Annotated in this window: 18 protein-coding genes and 1 riboswitch; of the genes, 14 read left to right on the top strand and 4 right to left on the bottom strand. The window is 68.3% G+C overall.

Going from position 1 to position 20,117, the window contains the following annotated elements:
• Positions 1-192 precede the first annotated feature (192 nt).
• The 7 genes from hutU (at position 193) to KKR91_RS05340 (ending at position 9,342) form a co-directional block, all read left to right on the top strand.
• Positions 193-1,881 (top strand): urocanate hydratase, encoded by a 1,689-nt coding sequence (gene hutU / locus KKR91_RS05310; protein WP_210230451.1) that lies wholly within the window; start codon positions 193-195, stop codon positions 1,879-1,881.
• 8 nt (positions 1,882-1,889) lie between these two features.
• Positions 1,890-3,221 (top strand): allantoate amidohydrolase, encoded by a 1,332-nt coding sequence (locus tag KKR91_RS05315; protein ID WP_210230454.1) that lies wholly within the window; start codon positions 1,890-1,892, stop codon positions 3,219-3,221.
• Positions 3,218-4,621 (top strand): formimidoylglutamate deiminase, encoded by a 1,404-nt coding sequence (locus KKR91_RS05320; RefSeq protein WP_237687498.1) that lies wholly within the window; start codon positions 3,218-3,220, stop codon positions 4,619-4,621. The genes KKR91_RS05315 and KKR91_RS05320 overlap by 4 nt, the downstream gene beginning before the upstream one ends.
• Complete coding sequence (gene hutI / locus KKR91_RS05325; protein ID WP_210230456.1) at positions 4,618-5,847, top strand: imidazolonepropionase; 1,230 nt, start codon at positions 4,618-4,620, stop codon at positions 5,845-5,847. The genes KKR91_RS05320 and hutI overlap by 4 nt, the downstream gene beginning before the upstream one ends.
• Before the next feature lie 63 nt (positions 5,848-5,910).
• Entirely contained in the window at positions 5,911-6,477 is a 567-nt protein-coding gene (locus KKR91_RS05330; RefSeq protein ID WP_210230458.1) for a dihydrofolate reductase family protein, read from the top strand.
• A gap of 112 nt (positions 6,478-6,589) precedes the next feature.
• Positions 6,590-7,378, top strand: coding sequence for a CPBP family intramembrane glutamic endopeptidase (locus KKR91_RS05335; RefSeq protein WP_210230459.1), 789 nt, complete (start codon positions 6,590-6,592; stop codon positions 7,376-7,378).
• An 86-nt stretch (positions 7,379-7,464) separates the two neighbouring features.
• Positions 7,465-9,342: a glycoside hydrolase family 2 protein gene (locus KKR91_RS05340; RefSeq protein WP_210230461.1), complete on the top strand. Its 1,878-nt coding sequence runs from the start codon at positions 7,465-7,467 to the stop codon at positions 9,340-9,342.
• 89 nt (positions 9,343-9,431) lie between these two features.
• Here KKR91_RS05340 and KKR91_RS05345 read toward each other — a convergent pair whose 3' ends face one another.
• Together KKR91_RS05345 and KKR91_RS05350 are read right to left on the bottom strand one after the other, a co-directional pair.
• A complete protein-coding gene (locus KKR91_RS05345; RefSeq protein ID WP_210230462.1) occupies positions 9,432-10,373 on the bottom strand; it encodes a type IV toxin-antitoxin system AbiEi family antitoxin domain-containing protein in 942 nt (313 codons plus the stop codon).
• Between the two features lie 195 nt (positions 10,374-10,568).
• Positions 10,569-11,219, bottom strand: a complete 651-nt coding sequence (locus KKR91_RS05350) for a VOC family protein (RefSeq protein ID WP_210230463.1) — start codon at positions 11,217-11,219, stop codon at positions 10,569-10,571.
• Positions 11,220-11,401: 182 nt separating this feature from the next.
• Positions 11,402-11,518, top strand: a riboswitch (SAM riboswitch).
• Positions 11,519-11,585: 67 nt separating this feature from the next.
• On the opposite strand from KKR91_RS05350, the gene KKR91_RS05355 reads away from it, so the two are divergent.
• The 3 genes from KKR91_RS05355 (at position 11,586) to KKR91_RS05365 (ending at position 14,612) form a co-directional block, all read left to right on the top strand.
• Entirely contained in the window at positions 11,586-12,902 is a 1,317-nt protein-coding gene (locus tag KKR91_RS05355; RefSeq protein ID WP_210230465.1) for a bifunctional o-acetylhomoserine/o-acetylserine sulfhydrylase, read from the top strand.
• A 14-nt stretch (positions 12,903-12,916) separates the two neighbouring features.
• On the top strand, positions 12,917-14,053 hold the full coding sequence (metX, locus tag KKR91_RS05360; protein WP_237687588.1) for a homoserine O-acetyltransferase MetX: 1,137 nt from the start codon (positions 12,917-12,919) through the stop codon (positions 14,051-14,053).
• A gap of 67 nt (positions 14,054-14,120) precedes the next feature.
• Positions 14,121-14,612, top strand: a complete 492-nt coding sequence (locus KKR91_RS05365; RefSeq protein WP_210230467.1) for an SRPBCC family protein — start codon at positions 14,121-14,123, stop codon at positions 14,610-14,612.
• 43 nt (positions 14,613-14,655) lie between these two features.
• Here KKR91_RS05365 and KKR91_RS05370 read toward each other — a convergent pair whose 3' ends face one another.
• Positions 14,656-15,534: an SGNH/GDSL hydrolase family protein gene (locus tag KKR91_RS05370; protein WP_210230469.1), complete on the bottom strand. Its 879-nt coding sequence runs from the start codon at positions 15,532-15,534 to the stop codon at positions 14,656-14,658.
• 74 nt (positions 15,535-15,608) lie between these two features.
• Here KKR91_RS05370 and KKR91_RS05375 point away from each other — a divergent pair, with 74 nt between their 5' ends.
• Complete coding sequence (locus tag KKR91_RS05375) at positions 15,609-16,265, top strand: alpha/beta hydrolase (RefSeq protein WP_210230471.1); 657 nt, start codon at positions 15,609-15,611, stop codon at positions 16,263-16,265.
• A 41-nt stretch (positions 16,266-16,306) separates the two neighbouring features.
• Here KKR91_RS05375 and KKR91_RS05380 read toward each other — a convergent pair whose 3' ends face one another.
• Entirely contained in the window at positions 16,307-16,537 is a 231-nt protein-coding gene (locus tag KKR91_RS05380) for an RNA-binding S4 domain-containing protein (RefSeq protein ID WP_210230473.1), read from the bottom strand.
• A 72-nt stretch (positions 16,538-16,609) separates the two neighbouring features.
• On the opposite strand from KKR91_RS05380, the gene KKR91_RS05385 reads away from it, so the two are divergent.
• The 3 genes from KKR91_RS05385 to KKR91_RS05395 all read left to right on the top strand — a co-directional run bounded on the left by KKR91_RS05385 (position 16,610) and on the right by KKR91_RS05395 (position 20,032).
• Positions 16,610-17,581, top strand: a complete 972-nt coding sequence (locus tag KKR91_RS05385; RefSeq protein WP_210230475.1) for a DMT family transporter — start codon at positions 16,610-16,612, stop codon at positions 17,579-17,581.
• A 154-nt stretch (positions 17,582-17,735) separates the two neighbouring features.
• On the top strand, positions 17,736-19,124 hold the full coding sequence (locus KKR91_RS05390; RefSeq protein ID WP_210230477.1) for a glycine--tRNA ligase: 1,389 nt from the start codon (positions 17,736-17,738) through the stop codon (positions 19,122-19,124).
• Complete coding sequence (locus KKR91_RS05395) at positions 19,124-20,032, top strand: GNAT family N-acetyltransferase (protein ID WP_210230479.1); 909 nt, start codon at positions 19,124-19,126, stop codon at positions 20,030-20,032. The genes KKR91_RS05390 and KKR91_RS05395 overlap by 1 nt, the downstream gene beginning before the upstream one ends.
• Positions 20,033-20,117: the final 85 nt, after the last annotated feature.

The raw sequence follows: 20,117 nt of genomic DNA on the forward strand, positions 1-20,117 counted from the left end.
CCGGTCCCGCCGAAAAACCATGGGGGCAGGCCGCTGAAGTATCGGCCACCACAGAATCCGTCAGGGATGTAGCGGATCTTCCACCGGCGCATCGCCTGGGCAACACCGCGGCTCTGGGCGCATCCGTCTGAAATACCAGACAACACACCTGGCCCTGGATCCAGATGGGCAGGGCGCAGTTACGGTCGAAAGATGGCTACTATCTCCGATCCCACCCGAAGCATCCGGGCCCCGCGCGGCACCGCGCTGACCGCCAAGAGCTGGCAGACCGAGGCGCCGCTGCGCATGCTGATGAACAACCTGGACCCCGAGGTCGCCGAACGCCCCGAGGACCTGGTGGTCTACGGCGGCACCGGCCGGGCCGCCCGCAGCTGGGAAGCCTACGACGCGATCATCCGGACCCTGTCCACCCTGGCGGACGACGAGACGCTGCTCGTCCAGTCCGGAAAACCGGTGGGCGTGTTCCGTACCAATGAATGGGCGCCGCGGGTCCTGCTCGCGAACTCGAACCTGGTGGGGGACTGGGCCACCTGGCCGGAGTTCCGGCGGCTCGAGGCCGAGGGCCTGATGATGTACGGGCAGATGACGGCCGGCTCCTGGATCTACATCGGCACCCAGGGGATCCTGCAGGGCACCTACGAAACCTTCGGCGCCGTCGCCCGCAAGCGCTTCAAGGATGAGAACGCAACGCTGGCCGGCACGCTGACCCTGACCGGCGGCTGCGGCGGCATGGGCGGCGCGCAGCCGCTGGCCGTGACGCTGAACGGGGGAGCGGTGCTGATTGTCGACGTCGACGAGACCCGCCTGCGCCGCCGGGCCGGCAAGCGCTACCTGCACGAGGTGGAAACCGACCTGGACACTGCCGTCGCCAAGGTCGTGGCCGCCAAGGCCGAAAAGCGGGCGCTCTCGGTGGGGCTGGTGGGCAACGCCGCCGAGGTGTTTGAGGAACTGCTGCGCCGGCACAACGCCGGCGAGATCACCGTGGACGTCGTCACGGACCAGACCTCCGCCCACGATCCGCTGAGCTACCTGCCGGTGGGCATCGCGGTGGAGCAGTGGAAGGCCGAATCCGCGGCGGATCCCGAAGGCTTTACCAAGCAGGCCGGCGAATCCATGGCCCGGCAGGTCGCCGCGATGGTGGGTTTCCAGGACGCCGGCGCCGAGGTCTTCGACTACGGCAACTCGATCCGCGACGAGGCCCGGCAGGGCGGCTACGACCGCGCGTTCGAGTTCCCCGGCTTCGTCCCCGCCTACATCCGCCCGCTCTTCTGCGAGGGCATGGGCCCGTTCCGCTGGGTGGCGCTCTCCGGAGACCCGCAGGACATAGCCGTCACGGACGCCGCGATGAAGGAATTGTTTCCGGAGAACGAGCGGCTGCACCGCTGGCTCGATGCCGCCGCGGAACACGTGGAGTTCGAGGGGCTGCCGGCCCGGATCTGCTGGCTGGGCTACGGCGACCGGGCCAAGGCCGGGCTGCTGTTCAATCGGCTCGTGGCCGAGGGCAAGGTCAGCGCGCCCATCGTGATTGGCCGCGACCACCTGGACTCCGGCTCGGTGGCCTCGCCGTACCGGGAAACCGAAGCCATGGCCGACGGCTCCGACGCCGTTGCCGACTGGCCGTTGCTGAACGCCATGTTGAACACCGCTTCCGGGGCCACCTGGGTCTCCATCCACCACGGCGGCGGTGTCGGCATCGGCCGCTCCATCCACGCCGGACAGGTCTCAGTGGCTGACGGGACCGAACTGGCGGCCCGGAAACTGGACCGGCTGCTGACCAATGATCCGGGCACCGGCGTCGTCCGCCATGCCGACGCCGGCTACCAGCGGGCGGCCGAGGTTGCCGTCGAGCGCGGCATCCGCCTGCCGATGAGCGAAGGCTAGGAACGGGGATGCCGGCGGCGTTCTTAGCTGGTGGGAGCATAGACAGGGTGAACACAACGAGCGTCGTCAGTCTCCTGTCCGCCATCGAAGATACCGGCCGCGATACCCGCCGCGGCGGCTATTCCCGCCCGGTGTACTCCAGTGCTGAACTGCAGCTGCGCGAATGGTTCACCGCCGAGGCGGCCCGCCGCGGGCTGGCTGTGGAAACCGACCGGAACGGCATTCTCTGGGCCTGGTGGGATCTGTCCGACAGCAGCGCGTCCGCCGGCCCGGCCGGCGTTCCGGACCGCCGCGGCGCCCTGGTCACCGGTTCCCATCTCGACTCGGTCCCTGGTGGCGGTGCCTTCGACGGTCCGCTCGGCGTGGCCAGCGCCCTCGCTGCCGTGGACCTGCTGCGGGCCCGCGAGCGGGACGGCAGCCTGGTCCGGAACCGGGCGCTCGCCGTCGCGGTGTTCCCGGAGGAGGAAGGGTCGCGGTTCGGCGTCGCCTGCCTCGGCTCGCGCCTGCTGGCCGGAACAATCGACCCGCGCAAGGCCCTCGCGCTGCGCGACGCCGACGGCAACACCTTCGCCGATGTCTCCCGTACCCACGGGCTGGATCCAGAGGCGATGGGCCGCGACGACGCTGTACTGCGCACCATCGGCGACTTTGTGGAACTGCACGTGGAGCAGGGACAGGGCCTGAACACCGAGGAATTCACCGACGCGGCCGGGCGCGGACCAGCGCTGGCCGTGGGCGGGTCGATCCTGGGCCACGGCCGGTGGCGGTTCAGTTTTACCGGTCAGGGCAACCACGCCGGCACCACCCTCATGACCGACCGGGCCGACCCCATGGTGGCAGCCGCCCAGCTGATCGTGGCCGTACGCCAGACCGCGTCCGCCCAGCCCGGGGCGCGGGGCACCGTAGGGCGGCTGGAACCGGTTCCCGGCGGCACCAACGTCATTGCCTCCCGAGTGGAGCTCTGGCTGGACGTCCGGCACCCGGACGACGCCGTAACCGCTTCCCTGGTGGAAAAAATCCACGGCCAGGCACAGAAAATCGCAGCGTTTGAAGGCTGCACCGTGCACATGACTGAGGAATCCTCCTCCGGCACGGTGCACTTCGACCCCGCACTGCAGCGCTCCCTGGAGCAGTCCGTTGCGCGTACCGTTCCCGGAGCTCCGGTGCTGGCCACCGGGGCGGGGCACGACGCCGGGGTGCTGGCCGCGCGGGTGCCCACCGGCATGCTGTTTGTCCGCAACCCGTCCGGCATCAGCCACTCCCCGGAGGAATACGTGGAGAACGATGACGCCGACGCCGGTGTGACAGCGCTCGCGGACGTGCTGGAAGACCTGCTGTGACGGCACCTAAACCGGGGCAGGCCATCTGGTGTGAGCAGGGCTGGCTCAACGGCGCGGTGGAGGACGGGATCCGGCTGGAGGTCGACGACGCCGGCACTGTCACCTTGGCCACGCCCGCAACCGCCCCGCAGCCCGGGGACCTCCAGCTGACCGGCGTCACCTTCCCCGCGGCGTCGAACGCGCACTCCCACGCCTTTCACCGGATCCTGCGCGGACGCACCCACGCCGGCGGCCGGGGCAGCTTCTGGACCTGGCGGGAGCAGATGTACGAGGCAGCCGGCACCCTGACGCCGGAGCTGTACGAGCAGCTGGCCACCGCGGTGTTTGCCGAGATGGTGGTTGCCGGCTTTACCTCCGTGGCCGAGTTCCACTATGTCCACCATCAGCCGGACGGCACCCCGTACGGCGGAGAACACTCAGAAGAGCACGCCATGGAGCGGGCGCTGGCCCGGGCCGCCGTCGCCGCCGGCATCCGGCTGACCCTGCTGGACACCTGCTATCTGGCCGGCGGCTTTGATGCCCCGCTCAACACTGGACAGCAGCGGTTCGGCGATACCGACGCCGCGGCCTGGCTGGAACGGCTGGCCTCGCTGCGCAACGCCTTGGCCAACGAGTTCGATCCGGCCCAGGTCAGCGTCGGTGCGGCCCTGCACTCAGTGCGCGGCGTTCCGGAGGCCGATCTGGCAATGATCGCCGCGCACCTGCCGGCCGATCTTCCGCTGCACATCCACCTCTCCGAACAGCCGGCCGAAAATGAGGCCTGCCTTCAGGCCACCGGCCTGACCCCGACCATGCTGCTGCACCGGCGCGGCTTGATCAGCCGCCGGCTCTCCGCCGTGCACGCCACCCACCTGACCGGAGAAGACATCGCGGTCCTGGGCGCCGCCGGTGCCACCGTGGTCATGTGTCCCACCACCGAGGCCGACCTGGCCGACGGCATCGGCCCCGCCGCCGCCCTCCGCGCTGCCGGGGCCCGGATCGCGCTGGGCACCGACCAGCACGCCGTCGTCGATCCCTTCCTGGAGATGCGCGCGCTGGAATACGGCGAACGGTTGGCCTCGGGGGAACGCGGCCGGTTTACTCCCGGCGACCTGCATCAGGCCGCCTCCGGTGCCGGAACACACGCCCAGGGGCGGCCGGATCCGGGGCTGGCGCCGGGAAACGTCTGTGATCTGATGAGCGTTGCCCCCCACAGCCTGCGCACGGCCGGGTCCCGTCCCGGTCAGCTGGCACTGACCGCCACCGCTGCCGATGTCCACACCGTCGTCGTCGGCGGGCGGGTCCTGGCCCGCAACGGCCGGCACAGCAGCCTGGGCGACCCGGGCGTGCTGCTCGGGGCAGCTATCGCCGCCGTCGACACCGCCGGCGCCACCACTTTCGAAGGAATCCCGCACCCATGACCCCGGCCTCGACCCTCATCACCAACATCGGCGAACTCTCCACGCAGGACTATGCCCAGGGGCCGGAGGCCTCCGTGCTGCGGGATGCCGCAGTGGTGTTCGAGGGCGAGCGGATCAGCTGGATTGGTGCCGCCGCCGACGCGCCCGCTGCAGACGAGACGATGGACGCCGGAGGACGTGCGGGGCTGCCCGGCTGGGTGGACTCGCATACGCACCTGGTCTTCGCCGGGGACCGGAGTGCTGAGTTCGAGGCCCGGATGGCGGGGGAGTCCTACGCGGCAGGCGGTATTGCCGTTACCACCGCCGCGACCCGCGCGGCGTCGGACTACGACCTGACCCGGCTGTTGCTCGCCCGCGTTGCCGAGGCGGCCGCCGGCGGCACCACCTACCTGGAGACCAAGACCGGCTACGGGCTGAACGTTCAGGAGGAGCAGCGCAGCGCCCGGATCGCGTCCACGGTGGCGGACCAGGTCACCTTCCTGGGTGCGCATCTGGTGCCCGACGGCATGGATGCCGAGGAGTACACCGACCTGGTCTGCACCGCTATGCTCACCGCGGTGCGCCCGTACGTGCAGTGGGCGGATGTGTTCTGCGAACAGGGAGCCTTCACCGCGGAGCAGTCGAGGCGGGTGCTGGCCGCCTGCCGCAAGGCCGGCCTGGGGCTGCGGGTACATGGAAACCAGCTCGGATACGGTGCCGGGGTGGCCCTGGCCGTGGAGTTCGGGGCGGCCAGCGTGGACCATGTGAACTACCTGTCCGACGACGACGTCGCGGCGCTCGCGGGCACCTGGACCGGGTGGGGGCCGGGGCGCTCCGGAACGCCGGGCACCGTGGCGACCTGCCTGCCGGCCTGTGACCTCTCCACCCGGGCTCCGCTGGCCGATGCGCGCCGGCTGCTGGACGCCGGGGTGCCGGTGGCCCTGGCCTCGAACTGTAATCCGGGCACCTCCTATACGAGCTCGATGACCTTCTGCGTTGCCACAGCCGTGCTGCAGATGGGCCTGACCGTCCAGGAGGCCGTCCGGGCGGCCACGTTCGGCGGTGCCCTGGCCCTGCGGGTGCACACCGGGGAGGACCGGGACGGGCAGCGGGCGGTGGGTTCGCTCGCCGTCGGGCACCGTGCCGATCTGCAGCTGCTCAACGCGCCCTCAGCCGCGCACCTGGCCTACCGGCCGGGTATGCCGCTGACCGGCAGTGTCTGGCGGGCCGGTGTGCGGGTGCGCTGATCCGGAGGACGGGTTCATCCCGGCACCCTTGCCCTCCGCTCGCGCTCCGGGTTGAGATGTGCCATGGGAAAACTCCTTTACCTGATCTCCTGCACCCTGGACGGCTACATCGCCGATGAAACGGGCGACCTGTCCTGGGCAGTCCCGGATGAGGCCATGGTGGAATCGGTCACCGCGGACCTGGCCAACGTGGGCACGCACCTGTATGGACGGCGGATGTACGAATCCATGGCCGTCTGGGAAACCGATCCTTCCCTCGCCGAAGGTTCACCGGCGGCAGCAGCCTTCGCCGAGAACTGGAACCGGGCCCACAAAGTGGTCTTCTCCCGCACCCTTGGGGACATCTGGACGGAACGGACCCGGCTGGAACGGGAATTCACGGTGGAAGCCTTCGACCGGGTGGAGGCCGAGACGCCGGGCGACCTGCTGATTGAAGGTCCCACCGTGACCGCAGCCGCCTTTGAGCTGGGGCTGGTGGACGTGGTGTCCCTGATGGTCTACCCCGTGACGGTGGGCGCCGGCACCAAGGTGTTTCCCGAGGGACTCAAACTCAACCTGCGGCTGCTGAGCGAACAGCGCTTCGACAGGACCGGAATGGTCAAACTCACGTACGAAACGGTCCGCTCCTAAACCGGACCCCAAACCCCGCCCGCTTCCCACCGCGGCAGCGGGAGCCGGCCCGGAGCGGAGCAGCCGGGACGCCGGCGGCATCCGGCACGGCGGCATCCGGCACAATGGGACCATGCGCGCCGCCTTTCCCTCCGCCCCCGCCGAAGCCCTGGATCCGCGGGCGCGGAAGATGCTCGTCTTCGAAATCCTGATTGTGCTGGGACTCTCGCTGGGCAGATCCGGCGTGTACGCCGTCGTCGAACTCCTGGAAAAAGCCTCCAAGGGCCCCCTCGCCGGGCAGACCACCACGCTGAATCCGGTGCTGGACGAGAGCCCGTGGTTCGACCTGACCTATCAGCTGCTGGGGATCTTCTTCTCCCTGCTGCCGGTGGCGCTGGTGCTCTACCTGCTGACCGGGCCGGGCAAGAGCGCGTTCCGGCGGATCGGCTTCACCTTCGCCAAGCCGCTGCGCGACTTCGGGCTGGGGGTCGCCCTGGCAGCCGTGATCGGCGTCGGCACGCTCGGCGTCTACGCGGCAGGCCGGGCACTGGGCATCACCACGGCGCTGGTCCCGGCGGCGCTGGACACCTATTGGTGGACCCTGCCGGTGCTGATCCTCTCCGCCCTGCGGCACGCCGTGCTGGAGGAGGTCATCGTGGTGGGATACCTGTTTGTGCGGCTGCGGCAGCTGGGCTGGAGCACACCGGCGATCATCCTCACCAGCGCCCTGATCCGCGCCAGTTACCACCTTTACCAGGGGATCGGACCGGGCATCGGCAACTTCCTGATGGGGCTGCTCTTCGGCTACGCCTACACCAAAACGAAGCGGGTGATGCCGCTGGTGATCGCGCACGCGCTCGTGGATATTGCCGGCTTTGTCGGATTCGCACTGTTCGGTCCGGCGATCGGGATCGGCGGCTGAGCCCTCGTTTCGGAGCCGGGGCGCCGGGTCCCACGCTAGGCTTTTCGAATGAGCGACGCCGATAAGCACATGGAGAGCACCCCCTCGTGACACTGACGACCCCGTGGGGAGCAGACCTGGACCCCGACGCCGTGCTGCAGGAATATCCCCGGCCGCAGCTGGTCCGCGACAGCTACCTGAACCTCAACGGCTACTGGCAGTACACGATCACCTCGGCCCGCCGCGAACTGGCCCCCGCGGAGGATGAGTGGGACGGCCGCATCCTGGTGCCCTTCTCTCCTGAGGCCCCGCTCTCCGGCGTCAACCGGCAGCTCCAGCCCCAGCAGGTGCTCTGGTACCGGCGGACCCTGCGGCTGCCGGCCGGGTTCGCGGGCGAGCGCGTGCTGCTGCACTTCGGGGCCGTGGACCAAAGCTGCACCGTCACGGTCAACGGCATCGACGTGGGCGGGCACGACGGCGGCTACCTTCCGTTTTCGCTGGACGTCACCGCTGCGCTGCGCTCCGGAGCTGGAGATGCCGCCGCGGTGGAGGGCTCCGCGGAGGAACCCGAGCAGGAAATCGTGGTCCGGGTCCGGGACATCAGCAACACCGGCTACGCAAGCCGCGGCAAGCAGACCCTGGACCGTGGCGGCATCTGGTACACCGCCCAGTCGGGCATCTGGCAGACCGTCTGGCTGGAATCAGTGCCGTGCATCAGCATTTCGCAGCTGGTCCTGGTGCCCTCGCTGGACTCCGTGGCGGTGACCGTCCTGCTCGATGGCGAACCGGCCGGGGCCGGTGGCCCCTCCTCAGGCGGCCCTGTCACAGCGGAGCTGCAGGCGGTGATTACCGTGTCCGCCGGCGGGCGCACTGTGGCGGACGCCGTCGTCGTACCCGGAACCCCGGCACAGATTCCGGTGCCCGACCCGCAGCTGTGGACGCCGGAAGATCCGTTCCTGTACGACGTGACGGTGCAGCTGCAGGCGGCGGGCGAAACCGTCGACAGCGTCCGCAGCTACACCGGCCTGCGCACCTTCGGCACGGGACCGGACGCCGCCGGGCATACCCGGCTGCTGCTCAACGGCCGGCCGTACTTCCACGCCGGGCTGCTGGACCAGGGGTACTGGCCGGACGGGCTGTACACCGCGCCGTCGGACGAGGCGCTGGCCTACGATATCCAGGCCGCAAAGGACCTGGGCTTCACCTTGCTGCGCAAGCACATCAAGATTGAACCGCTGCGCTGGTACTACCACTGCGACCGCCTGGGCATGCTGGTGTGGCAGGACCTGGTCAACGGCGGCCGGCCCTACCGGCCTGCGATTGCCGACGCCCCGGCCGTGGGCGCGCGTCATCACGACGACGGCGACTACAAGGCGTTCGGGCGCGCGGACACGCAGGGCCGGGAGGACTTCCGCACCGAGCTGCGCGGCACGGTGGACCTGCTGCGCAACGCCGCCTCGATTGCCGTCTGGGTGCCGTTCAACGAAGGCTGGGGGCAGTTCGATGCCAACGCCGCCGCTGACCTGCTGCGCGGCCTGGACCCCACCCGCAGCATCGACCATGCCAGCGGCTGGCATGACCAGGGCGGGGGAGACCTCAAGAGCGTCCACGTGTACTTCGTGCCGTTCAAGCTGCACCGGGGCTGGCTGAAGGACGGCCGCGCCGTGGTGCTCTCCGAATACGGTGGCTACAGCCTGCGGGTGCCGGGCCACACATTCAACGACAAGGAGTTCGGCTACCGGCGGTTCAAGACACCCGACGCCTTGCTCAAGGCCTACGTGAAGCTGCACCGCAAGCAGATCGAACCGGCGGTGGCCCGGGGCCTGGCCGCGACCGTCTATACGCAGCTGACCGACGTCGAGGACGAGGTGAACGGGCTGCTCACCTACGACCGCCGCGTGGTGAAGATCGATGCCGGCACCGTCCGCGGGCTCAATGCCCGGCTGGTCGCGGCGGCAGCTTCGGCAGCTCCTCCGATCCGGTAAGGGCAGAGCCGGGGCGGTTCGGTAATCCCTCCGCTTTGTGGCAATCCCTCCGCGGCGCAGCGGAGGGATTGCCACAAAGCGGAGGGGAATCAGCGGTGGCGGGATTGGGACAGCCCCGCCCGGACCAGACGCTGCACCAAAGCCTCCGGGTGTTGCGGTGGCCTGGTGATGTCATTCCAGGACCAGCGGACAAATCCAACTCCGGTGGCCCGAATGGCGTCTTCCCGGCGTTTCTCCCGCAGGAGGGTGTCCCACGACGGTGCAATGCCGGCTTTGCCGCGTCCGTATTTCACCGAACCGTCGAACTCCCCGGCGAGCTTGTGCCCGGGCCAGTAAAAGTCAGTACGGAACCGGCCTGCCGTGGTCGCGAATTCGTGCTGGAGCTCCGGGTCTGGAAAACCATGCCGGTACAGCACGGCCCGGGAGTAGGACTCCCCGGCTGACTCGGAGAGCACCTGCGCGAAGTCGATAACCCGCAGGGCCCGGAGTCGTTTGGCGCTGTCAGGCAGGTGCTCGGCTAACTCCCGGAGCTGCTCTTTCCGCAGAGCGGGAAGACCGCGATCGGGGTCCGGACGAAGGACGTGATCCATGGCCGGGACCGCGCGCTCAAAGTTCAGATAGGCAGCCATGTCCAGGACGGTATGCGCACGGGAAGTCACAGGGACTCCGTCCCGCATGGTGACCGGTTCCAGCAGCCGGCGCTCAGTCCAGCGGAGATTCCCGCGGCGCCTGCCATGGGTCGGGTGGATGGCCAGCAGCAGTACTTCGGGCGAATCCCCTATCACTGGGAGTCCCCAGATGACAGCGGCGGATTGTTGGATCAGGACGCGCTGCCCCGGCACCTGTTCCACAGCGGCCCGGATTCGTGCCCGCTGCCGTTCCCAGGGCGGCAGCTTCTGCCAGTCGTCCGCCTGCATGTAGACACCAGGGCGGAGGCGGACGAGTTTGCCCGATCGGCAGCTCAGCGCCAGGGAACGCCGGTCCGTACCGCTGGCTTCGGCATCTGCCGAGAAAATGAGTGCGGGGTCCATGCCTCAAGGCTGGACGTGCGGCCGCGGGCCTGCGAGGGCAGCAGTCCCAGGTGTGGAAAACCCTCCGGTTTGGGAAATTCCTGCCACTGCGCAGCGGAGGGATCCGGGCAAAGCGGAGGGATCCGGACAAACCGGAGCGGACCCCGGACGCACCGGAGGGATCCGGACAAACGGGAGGGGACCCCGGCGGCAGAGCTAGATTTCGACGGACCCGTTGGCCGTATCGAAGGTGACGGACATGATGCCCGGGGTTCCCTTGGGGGAAATCCAGGTGACGCCCACGTTTTCCAGCGGCTCCTCGATGGGGGTGCCAAGCCACTGCGCGACGCGGTCCGCTGAACCTGCAATGGTCAGCGAGGCCAGCTTCACCGCACCGGGCATGCCGGGCAGGGCAGCGGACGGGTGGAGCGCTTCAGTGCCGTCGTCCCAGCGCAGCATGTAGGGCACCTGGGGATCGGCGATTAGGCCGTTGATCCCGATCTGCTGCCAGGTGAGCTCCTGGCCGTCGGGGAATTTCCGGTTGCCGGGAACGGCCGCCCGGCCCAGCCGCTCTTCAAACGGTGCGAGGTTGTCCACCGCTACGCACCAGCCCATCCAGCCGCCTCCGCATTCGGAGCGCTGGCGCACGGCCTGGCCGAAGGGCGCCTTGTCCGACGCCGGGTGGTTCAGCGCCTCGACGACCTCAATGTACTGGTGGTTGGCCAGGGGGAGAATCATGTTGCGGGTTCCGAAACGCGGGTGCACACCGCCCTTGACGAAGTCAGCTCCCAGAGCAGAGGCGATCCTCTCGGTCGTGGCCAAAAGACCGTCGGATTCGCAGGCATAAGATACATGGTCCAAACGCATGCGGCCCATAATGGCACGTTGTGACGCACCTCTCGACCAAGGCTTGCCTAAGTAGGAAAAAGGATCCCTGAACACCGCGAACTTTGATGTTTGCCCGGCCGCCGAGCCGCCGCGCACTACCCGGAAACGAACCGTCACAGAGGTTGCGGGCGCAGGGGTTATCCGTTTTCATAGGGGGAATAGGTCATGAGTGCCAGCAGATAGCCCCGGCTTGCTGGCCGGCAACCCTCCAACCGCGGTGGGGTGCCCCGGGTGAAGACCTGGCTGCACGTCAATCCGGCGTGCGGCAAGCGCGGGTCACACGTGGCTGCCGGCTCTTTTCCGGCGAGAAGTCTCGGTGCGGCCCCTGGTTAAAGGGAGCACAACATGTCAGGAAACTGGTCATTCGAAACCCGGCAGATCCACGTAGGACAGGAGCCAGACGCCGTCACCGGCGCCCGGGCGCTGCCGATCTACCAGAGCACCTCCTTCGTCTTTCCCAGCGCCGAAGCAGCAGCCAACCGGTTTGCGCTGGCCGAGCTGGAGCCGATTTACACCCGGATCGGCAACCCCACCCAGGAAGCGGTGGAAAAGCGGATCGCCTCGCTGGAGGGCGGGATCGGCGCATTGCTGCTGGCCTCCGGGCAGGCCGCGGAAACCCTGTCGATCCTGAACCTGGCCCAGTCCGGTGACCACATTGTGGCCAGCCCCAGCCTTTACGGGGGCACCTACAACCTGTTCAAGCACACCTTGAAGCGGTTCGGCATTGACGTCACTTTCGTCGCAGACCCGGACAACCTGGACCAGTGGCGCGAGGCAGTGCAGCCCAACACCAAGGCGTTCTTCGGCGAGGTGGTTTCCAACCCGCGCCAGGACGTCCTGGACATCGAGGGCATCAGCTCCATCGCCCACGACGCCGGCGTGCCGCTGATCGTGGACAACACGCTCTCCACGCCGTACCTGATCCGGCCGATCGAATGGGGCGCGGACATCGTGGTGCATTCGGCCACGAAGTACCTGGGCGGACACGGCACCTCCATTGCCGGCGTGATCGTGGACTCGGGCAACTTTGACTTCGGCGCCGATCCGGAGAAGTTCCCCGGCTTCAACACCCCGGATGAGAGCTACAACGGGCTGGTCTATGCCCGCGACCTCGGCGCCAACGGGCTGCTGGGCGCCAACCTGGCCTTTGTCCTCAAGGCGCGGGTCCAGTTGCTGCGCGACCTTGGGCCGGCGGTGTCGCCGTTCAACGCGTTCCTTATCGCACAGGGGCTGGAAACGCTGAGCCTGCGGATGGAGCGGCACGTGGCCAACGCCGCCGTCGTCGCGAACTGGCTGGAAAACCACGACGACGTCCTGTCGGTCGCCTATGCGGGCCTGGAATCGAGTCCGTGGTTCGAGCGCGGCCGCAAGTACGGGCCGCGCGGTACCGGAGCCATTGTCTCCTTCGACATCGCCGGCGGTATCGAGGCCGGCAAGCGCTTCGTGGACGCCTTGGAACTGCACTCCCACGTGGCCAACGTTGGTGACGTGCGCTCCCTGGTGATCCATCCGGCGTCGACCACGCACAGCCAGCTCGGCGCGGAGGCACAGGCGTCGGCCGGAGTGAGTCCGGGCCTGGTGCGTCTCTCGGTGGGCCTGGAACATGTCGATGACATCATTGCGGACCTCGACGCCGGTTTCCGGGCAGCCAAGGGAGCGTAGCGGTTCGCGTGACACTGCCTTCGAACACCACTGTGACACCGGCGCCGCCGCGGCACCCCGCACCTCTTCGGGACGGGGTGCTGCGGTACGCCGGGATCGGCAGCTTCGACCTGGAAACCGGCGGGCACCTGCCGCAGGTGACCCTCGCCTATGAGACCTGGGGGAGCCTGAATGCGGACCACTCCAACGCCGTCCTGGTGGCCCACGCCCTGACCGGAAGCACCCATGTGGCGCGGGGCAGCAGCGGGGAAGACGGCTGGTGGGACGCCCTGGTGGGTCCGGGAAAAGCCGTGGACACCGACCGCTTTTTCGTGGTTGCCATCAATATGCTCGGCGGTTGCTACGGCTCCACCGGCCCGTCCTCCACCGATCCGCAGGGCCTGCCCTGGGGCTCCCGCTTTCCGTTTGTTACCGTCCGGGACTCGGTCCGTGCCGAGGCCCGGCTGGCGGACCTGCTGGGTATCGCCTCCTGGCACACGGTGCTGGGCGGTTCGCTGGGCGGGGCCCGGGCGCTGGAATGGGCGGTTACCGAGCCGGACCGGGTGCGGCACTGCGCGGTCATCGCCTGTACGGCTGCCAGCACTGCCGAACAAATTGCGTTTGGCCAGGCGCAGCTGGCGGCCATCCGGCTGGACCCGGATTTCAACGGCGGCGACTACTACAACGGCGCGACGCCGGCGGCCGGGCTGGGTCTGGCCCGCCGGATCGCGCACATCACCTACCGGTCCGAAGCGGAACTGGAATACCGGTTCGGCCGCAGCCCGCAGGAGCCCGAGAATCCGCTGGGATCGGCTGTTCCGGCGGCGCGCGGGCGCTACGCCGTGGAGAGCTACCTGGATCACCAGGCCCGCAAACTCACGGCCCGGTTCGATGCGAACAGCTACCTGGTGCTGACCGAGGCGCTGATGAGCCACGACGTAACCCGTGGTCGGGGCACCCTGCAGCAGGCCCTGGCCGGAACCACCGCGGAGTTCCTCATCGCAGCGGTGGATTCGGACCGGCTGTATTTCCCGCAGCAGTCCCATGACCTGGCCGCTGCCCTGCCCCGGGAGACGGCGGTGCACATGATCAGCGCTCCGATCGGGCACGACGGGTTCCTCACCGACGCCGAGAAGATCGGTGCGCCGCTGCGGGAGCGGTTCTTCGCCTGAGCCGCGCCCGCATCCATCCGCCGCCGCTGCTCTTGCCATCCCGGACCGGGCATGGCAGAACAAGAGCATGCCTGATCAAATTCGCGTCACGGCGCAGGCCAGATGCTCGCCGGCCCAGCTCTGGCACACACTGGTGGACAACCGGGCGGCGTGGTGGCCGGAGCTGGATTTCACGGCCAGCCCGGGTGCCCCGCTGACGGAACGGGCGGCCGACGGCGGTGCGCAGCAGGCCACGGGAACGGTCCTGGCGGTGGCGCGGGGACGGCTGCTGTCCTTCCGCTGGACCAAGCCGGGCTGGAGCGGCCACACGGTGGTGAGCTTCCAGCTGGACGCCGCGCCCGGGCCCGATGATGACGATGCCCTGGACCGCGCGGAGGCTCCGGGCAGCAGCGCCGGCTGGCAGGGGAGCACCGGGATGGATTATACCGACGTCGTCGTTACCGAAAGCGGCTTGGGTACCATCGCCGCGGGCGGGGACGTGGTGGCCGCCCACACGGGGGACTGGGCGGACCATCTGGCGGACCTCATCAAACTCGCTGAGGATGCCTCCGGGACGTGACCGGATCCGGGCACCCCGGCGCTTGCGGCCCCCACCGGACCTGTCAGTCGCCCGACCCCGGCGGCATGCCCTGGCCGCCAAAGAGCGGCCCGGCCACGGGGCGCTTCGCGGCAATTCCGTCCCCGGAGGAACGGTGGCGCACGCGGCGCACCACCCACGGGACAAAGTAGTCGCGGGCCCAGGTAAGGTCCTCGGTCCGCGCCGTCCGCCAGTTCTTGGCCGGCAGGGGCTTGGGCTCCAGCGGTTCCAGGGTGTGCTCGACGCCGAGGGTCTCCAGCACCATCGCTGCAATGGTGTGATGGCCCAGAGGCGAGAAGTGCAGCCTGTCCGGCGCCCACATCTCCCTGTTGCTGAGCTCACGCAGGGCCCACATGTCCGCCATGACGATGTCGTGGCGGGCCGCAATGGTCCGCAGGTTCTCGTTGTAAATGGCCACCCGGCCACGGACGCTGCCCAGCACCGGTGTGGTGCCAAGGTCCGGGCCGGTGAAGAGCACCACCGTGGCGCCGCTTTCAGCGAGGCGGGCGACGGCGCCATCCATCTTTTCGGCCAGCCTGTCAGGGTCTCCGCCGGGGCGGATGACATCGTTGCCGCCAGCGCAGATCGTCACCAGGTCGGGCCTAAGCTCGATGGCCGGCTCCAGTTGCTCCTCGAGGATCTGGTTCAGCAGGCGGCCGCGGATGGCAAGGTTGGCGTACGCGAAGTCGTCCCGGTCCCGGGCCAGTTCCTCCGCCACCCGGTCAGCCCAGCCGCGGTGCCCGCCGGGGCTTTCCGGACTCGGGTCGCCGATCCCTTCCGTAAAGGAATCACCAAGGGCAACGTACCGGTGCCAGGGGTGTTCCGGAGGGGCCTCCGGAACGGCCTCCGGAGAGGCGTCCGGGAAAAGTGAAGAGTCTGTCGGGGGATTGGAAGGAGAAGTCACCGACCCATCCTGTCAACCGGGAGGCCCCCTACGCGACCGTAGGTTGGGGATCCGGCCGTGCCAGAATAATAGTCATGCCCCAAACAGCTCCCTGGAACCCCACTGTCCTTTGGTCCAAGCCTGAAGCCGAACGTGCCGGAACGCCGCTGCTGGTCCTTTTCCACGGCTATCTCGCGAACGAGGAAGACCTGATGGGTCTGGCGGATTACCTGCCCTCGGAGTTCACCATCGCCTCCATCCGGGCGCCGCAGGCCCTGGGCCCCGGCTATACCTGGTTCCCGCTGATGAACGAGCCGGAGTTCTCCGTCCAGCGCGTCGTGGACGCCGTGGCCGACGTCGCCGAATGGCTGGACGGGGTTAAGGGCGTCCACAGCAGCGTGTCGCTGCTGGGCTTCTCGATGGGCATGGCCGTGGCCAGCACCCTGCTGCGGCACCGACCCGCTGACTTTGCCGCCGTCGTCGGGCTTTCAGGTTTTGTGGTTCCCGCCGAGGGCAACCCGTTCTTCCACGACGAGGAGCTGACGGCCGGCCGCGTGCCGTTCTTCTGGGGACGGGACCAGGCCGATCCGGTGATCGACGCGCCGCGGATCGAATTCACCCACGCGTGGCTCAATGAGCACACCGCGCTGACCAAGATCCTCTACTCGAACATGGGCCACGGAATCAATATGCAGGAGCTGGGCCATGTGAAGGAATTCCTGACCCAGCTGGTGCTCAAGGCCCAGGGCTAACCGAGGGGTCGGCCCGGGACGATTGCCCGGGCCGGCGAGGGTTAGTCCTCTGTGACGATCCGGATGGTTTCGCCGTTGACGGAGACGGTGTCGCCGGGGTGCAGCTGGCGGCCGCGGCGTTCCTCGATCTCGCCGTTGACTTTCACCAGGCCGTCTTCGATCAGCTGCTTGGCCTGGATGCCGTCTTCGGCCAGGCTGGCAAGCTTGAGCAGCTGGCCCAGGCGGATCATTTCGTCGCGGATGGGAAGGTCTTGGGAATCAGTAGAACTCATGTGTCCATTCTGCCCTGTCTTTGCAGGCCAGCGGATTCCAGAGCAGCGCCGCGCCTGTCGTAGGGTTGGTCCGTGCCACATGCTGTGCGGATCAATCCGCTGATAGGTCTTCCCCTCGCCGTCCTCGCCGGAACCGCCATTCCCGCCCAGGCCCGGGTCAACGGTGCCCTCGGGCAACGGCTCGACGACGGACTGGCCGCGGCGCTGGTCAGCTTCACAGTCGGCCTGGTGGTCATGATCCTGATTTCCGCCCTGCTGCCGCGGGGCCGGGCCGGTGCCGCCCAGCTGCTGCCCGCGCTGCGCGAACGCCGTTTCCCCCGCTATTACGTGCTGGCCGGCGCCATCGGCGGATACTTCGTGCTCTCCCAGACCCTGACCATCGGCCTCCTGGGCGTTGCCGTGTTCACGGTGGCCGCCGTCGCCGGCCAGACACTGACCGGGCTGGTGGTGGACCGGCTGGGGATCGGCCCCGCCGGTAAGAAAGCCCTGACGGTGATGCGCGTGGTGGGAGCCGTGCTGACCATCGCGGCGGTCGCCTGGGCGGTCAGCCCCAAGCTCAGCGGGACCTCGGATGTTTCCGAACTGCTGCTGCCCGTGCTGCTGCCGCTGACCGCCGGAATGCTGATGAGTTTCCAACAGGCCATGAACGGCACCACCGGCATGCACTACGGCACGCCGATCACCTCCACCCTGGTCAACTTCATCGCCGGCACCGTGGTGCTGGCACTGGTGTGGGGGGTGAAGCTGGCCGTCTCCGGTTTCGGGCAGCCGCTGCCGGGGGAGTGGTACCTCTACCTGGGTGGGCCGCTGGGCTGCATCTTCATTGGGGTGGGCGCGCTGCTGGTGCGCAGCCTGGGCGTGCTGCTCACCAGCCTGGGCATGATCGCCGGCCAGCTCATCGGGTCCCTGGTGCTGGACATCGTCCTTCCGGCGCCCGGGTCCGTGGTGGTCGCCGCGACCGTTCTCGGCACCGGGCTGACCCTGGTCGCCATTGTGGTGGCCACCCTGCCGTGGAACATGCCGGGGCTCTTGCGCCGCCGATAACCGCCTTTCGCTGCCGGGACCTTAAGCTGGTAGTTGTAGCTTTTGCCCTCCACAGCCCCTGACCGTGCAACCTGCCGGTGCATACTGCGGACGGGACCATGAGCGGACCGCACCCAGCGGCCCTGTAAACACGAAAGAACGGCGGTACCATTCCATGGCTTCGACCAAATCCAAACTGGATCCGATCATCTCCCTCGCCAAGCGCCGGGGGTTCGTCTTCCAGTCGGGTGAGATTTACGGCGGGTCCCGCTCCGCATGGGACTACGGACCCCTCGGCGTCGAGCTCAAGGAAAACATCAAGAAGCAGTGGTGGCAGCACATGGTCCGGGGGCGCGACGACGTCGTCGGCCTGGATTCCGCCGTCATCCTGCCGCGCCAGGTGTGGGAGGCTTCGGGCCACGTTGAGGTCTTCTCCGACCCGCTGGTCGAGTGCCTGAGCTGCCACAAGCGCTACCGTGCAGACCACCTCGAAGAGGCCTACGAGGAAAAGAAGGGCCACGCGCCCGAGAACGGCCTGGCGGACATTGCCTGCGCCAACTGCGGGACCAAGGGCCAGTGGACCGAGCCGCAGGAATTCTCCGGCCTGCTCAGGACCTTCCTCGGCCCGGTCGCCAATGAAGAGGGCATGCACTACCTGCGTCCGGAAACCGCGCAGGGCATCTTCGTGAACTTCAACAACGTGCTGACCACCTCGCGCAAGAAGCCGCCGTTCGGCATCGGCCAGATCGGCAAGAGCTTCCGCAACGAAATCACGCCGGGCAACTTCATTTTCCGCACCCGTGAATTCGAGCAGATGGAAATGGAGTTCTTCGTCGAACCGGGCACGGACGAGGAATGGCACAAGTACTGGATCGAAAACCGCTTCAACTGGTACACCCAGCTGGGCATCAATCCGGATAACCTGCGCCTGTTCGAACACCCGCTGGAAAAGCTCAGCCACTACTCCAAGGGCACCACCGACGTCGAATACCGCTTCGGCTTCGCCGGCTCCGAGTGGGGCGAGCTCGAAGGCATCGCCAACCGCACCGACTTTGACCTGGGCACGCACTCCAAGCACTCCGGCACCGACCTGAGCTACTTCAACCAGGCCACCAACGAGCGCTTCACGCCGTACGTGATTGAGCCCGCCGCCGGCCTGACCCGTTCCTTCATGGCGTTCCTGGTGGACTCCTACACCGAGGACGAGGCACCCAACGCCAAGGGCGGCGTCGACAAGCGCACCGTCCTCAAGCTGGATCCCCGCCTGGCCCCGGTCAAGGCCGCCGTGCTGCCCCTGAGCCGCAACGAGGACCTGTCCCCGAAGGCCAAGGACCTTGCCGCCCAGCTGCGCCGCAGCTGGAACATCGACTTCGACGACGCCGGTGCCATTGGCCGCCGCTACCGCCGACAGGACGAAATCGGCACCCCGTTCTGCATCACCGTGGACTTCGACACCCTTGAAGACCAGGCCGTGACCGTGCGCGAGCGCGACTCCATGGCGCAGGAGCGGGTGAGCCTGGACAAGGTCGAGGGCTACCTCGCCGAACGGCTGATCGGCGCGTAATGGCATTGACGTTCCGCCCCTGGCGTGAAGATGACGACCTGGCCCTGAACCAGCTCTGGGGCGACCCGGAAACGGTGCAGGCCGGGCAGTTCCGTGCCGTGCTCCGCCCGTCCTCGGACGAGCCGTGGAGCCGGTGCATCGTGGCCGAAGACGACGGCATTCCGGTAGCCGCCGGCGTCGTCTACGAAACCTCGCTGCACCCGGACCGGCTCTGGGTCTATGTGGAGGTGGCCCGGGAGAACCGGCGTGCCGGCCTCGGCTCCACCCTCCTGGCGATGCTGCGCCGCGAAGCCGAGCAGGCGCCGTCGGGCGTTACCGCCATGCGCGCCAAGGTGGAGCCCGGCACCGCCGGTGCCGCCTTCGCCGAGGCGGCGGGATTCTCGCGGATCCAGCGGTCCCGCGTGGTCGTGGTCGAGCCCGGACGGATCACCCTGCCGGTCTTCCAGGACGACGCCGGACCCCAGCTGGACGAGGCAGCCACCGGCTCCGTGGAACTGACCCAGGCCGTGGTGGCGTTCTACAACGCCGTGCACGGCTGGGACCGGTCGGAGATGACGCTGGGCCGCGCCCAGCAGATGCTGCTGAACGACGCCACCGGTGCTGCCGGCGCCGTCGTGCTGCGGGATGCACCCAAGGCGCAGGGCGGCAAGATCGCCGCCTTCGCCGTGAGCTACACGCACAACCGCACGGATGAGCCCGCGGATGTTTTCCTCGGTTACGACACCACGCTGGAACAGTCGGAGCAGGAGGCAGCGCTGGAATCGCTGCTGGCCATGCTGACCTACCAGTACCCGGTGCAGCTGGAGGTTGACGAGTCGATGGCTCCCGTGGCGCGGATCGTGCAGGCGCTGCTGGACAAGGGTGCCGCCCGCGAAATCGGTGCGGCCACCGAGGTTGTCAGCACGTAGGCGGGTTTTGCTGCGGCAGCGCGTTAGCGTGCCGGCGCAGTAACACGACGACGGCGGCGGGTGCCGGTTCCTTCGGGATCCGGCA

Origin of the sequence: Arthrobacter jiangjiafuii, from assembly GCF_018622995.1 — a bacterium.
Lineage (GTDB): Bacteria > Actinomycetota > Actinomycetes > Actinomycetales > Micrococcaceae > Arthrobacter_B > Arthrobacter_B jiangjiafuii.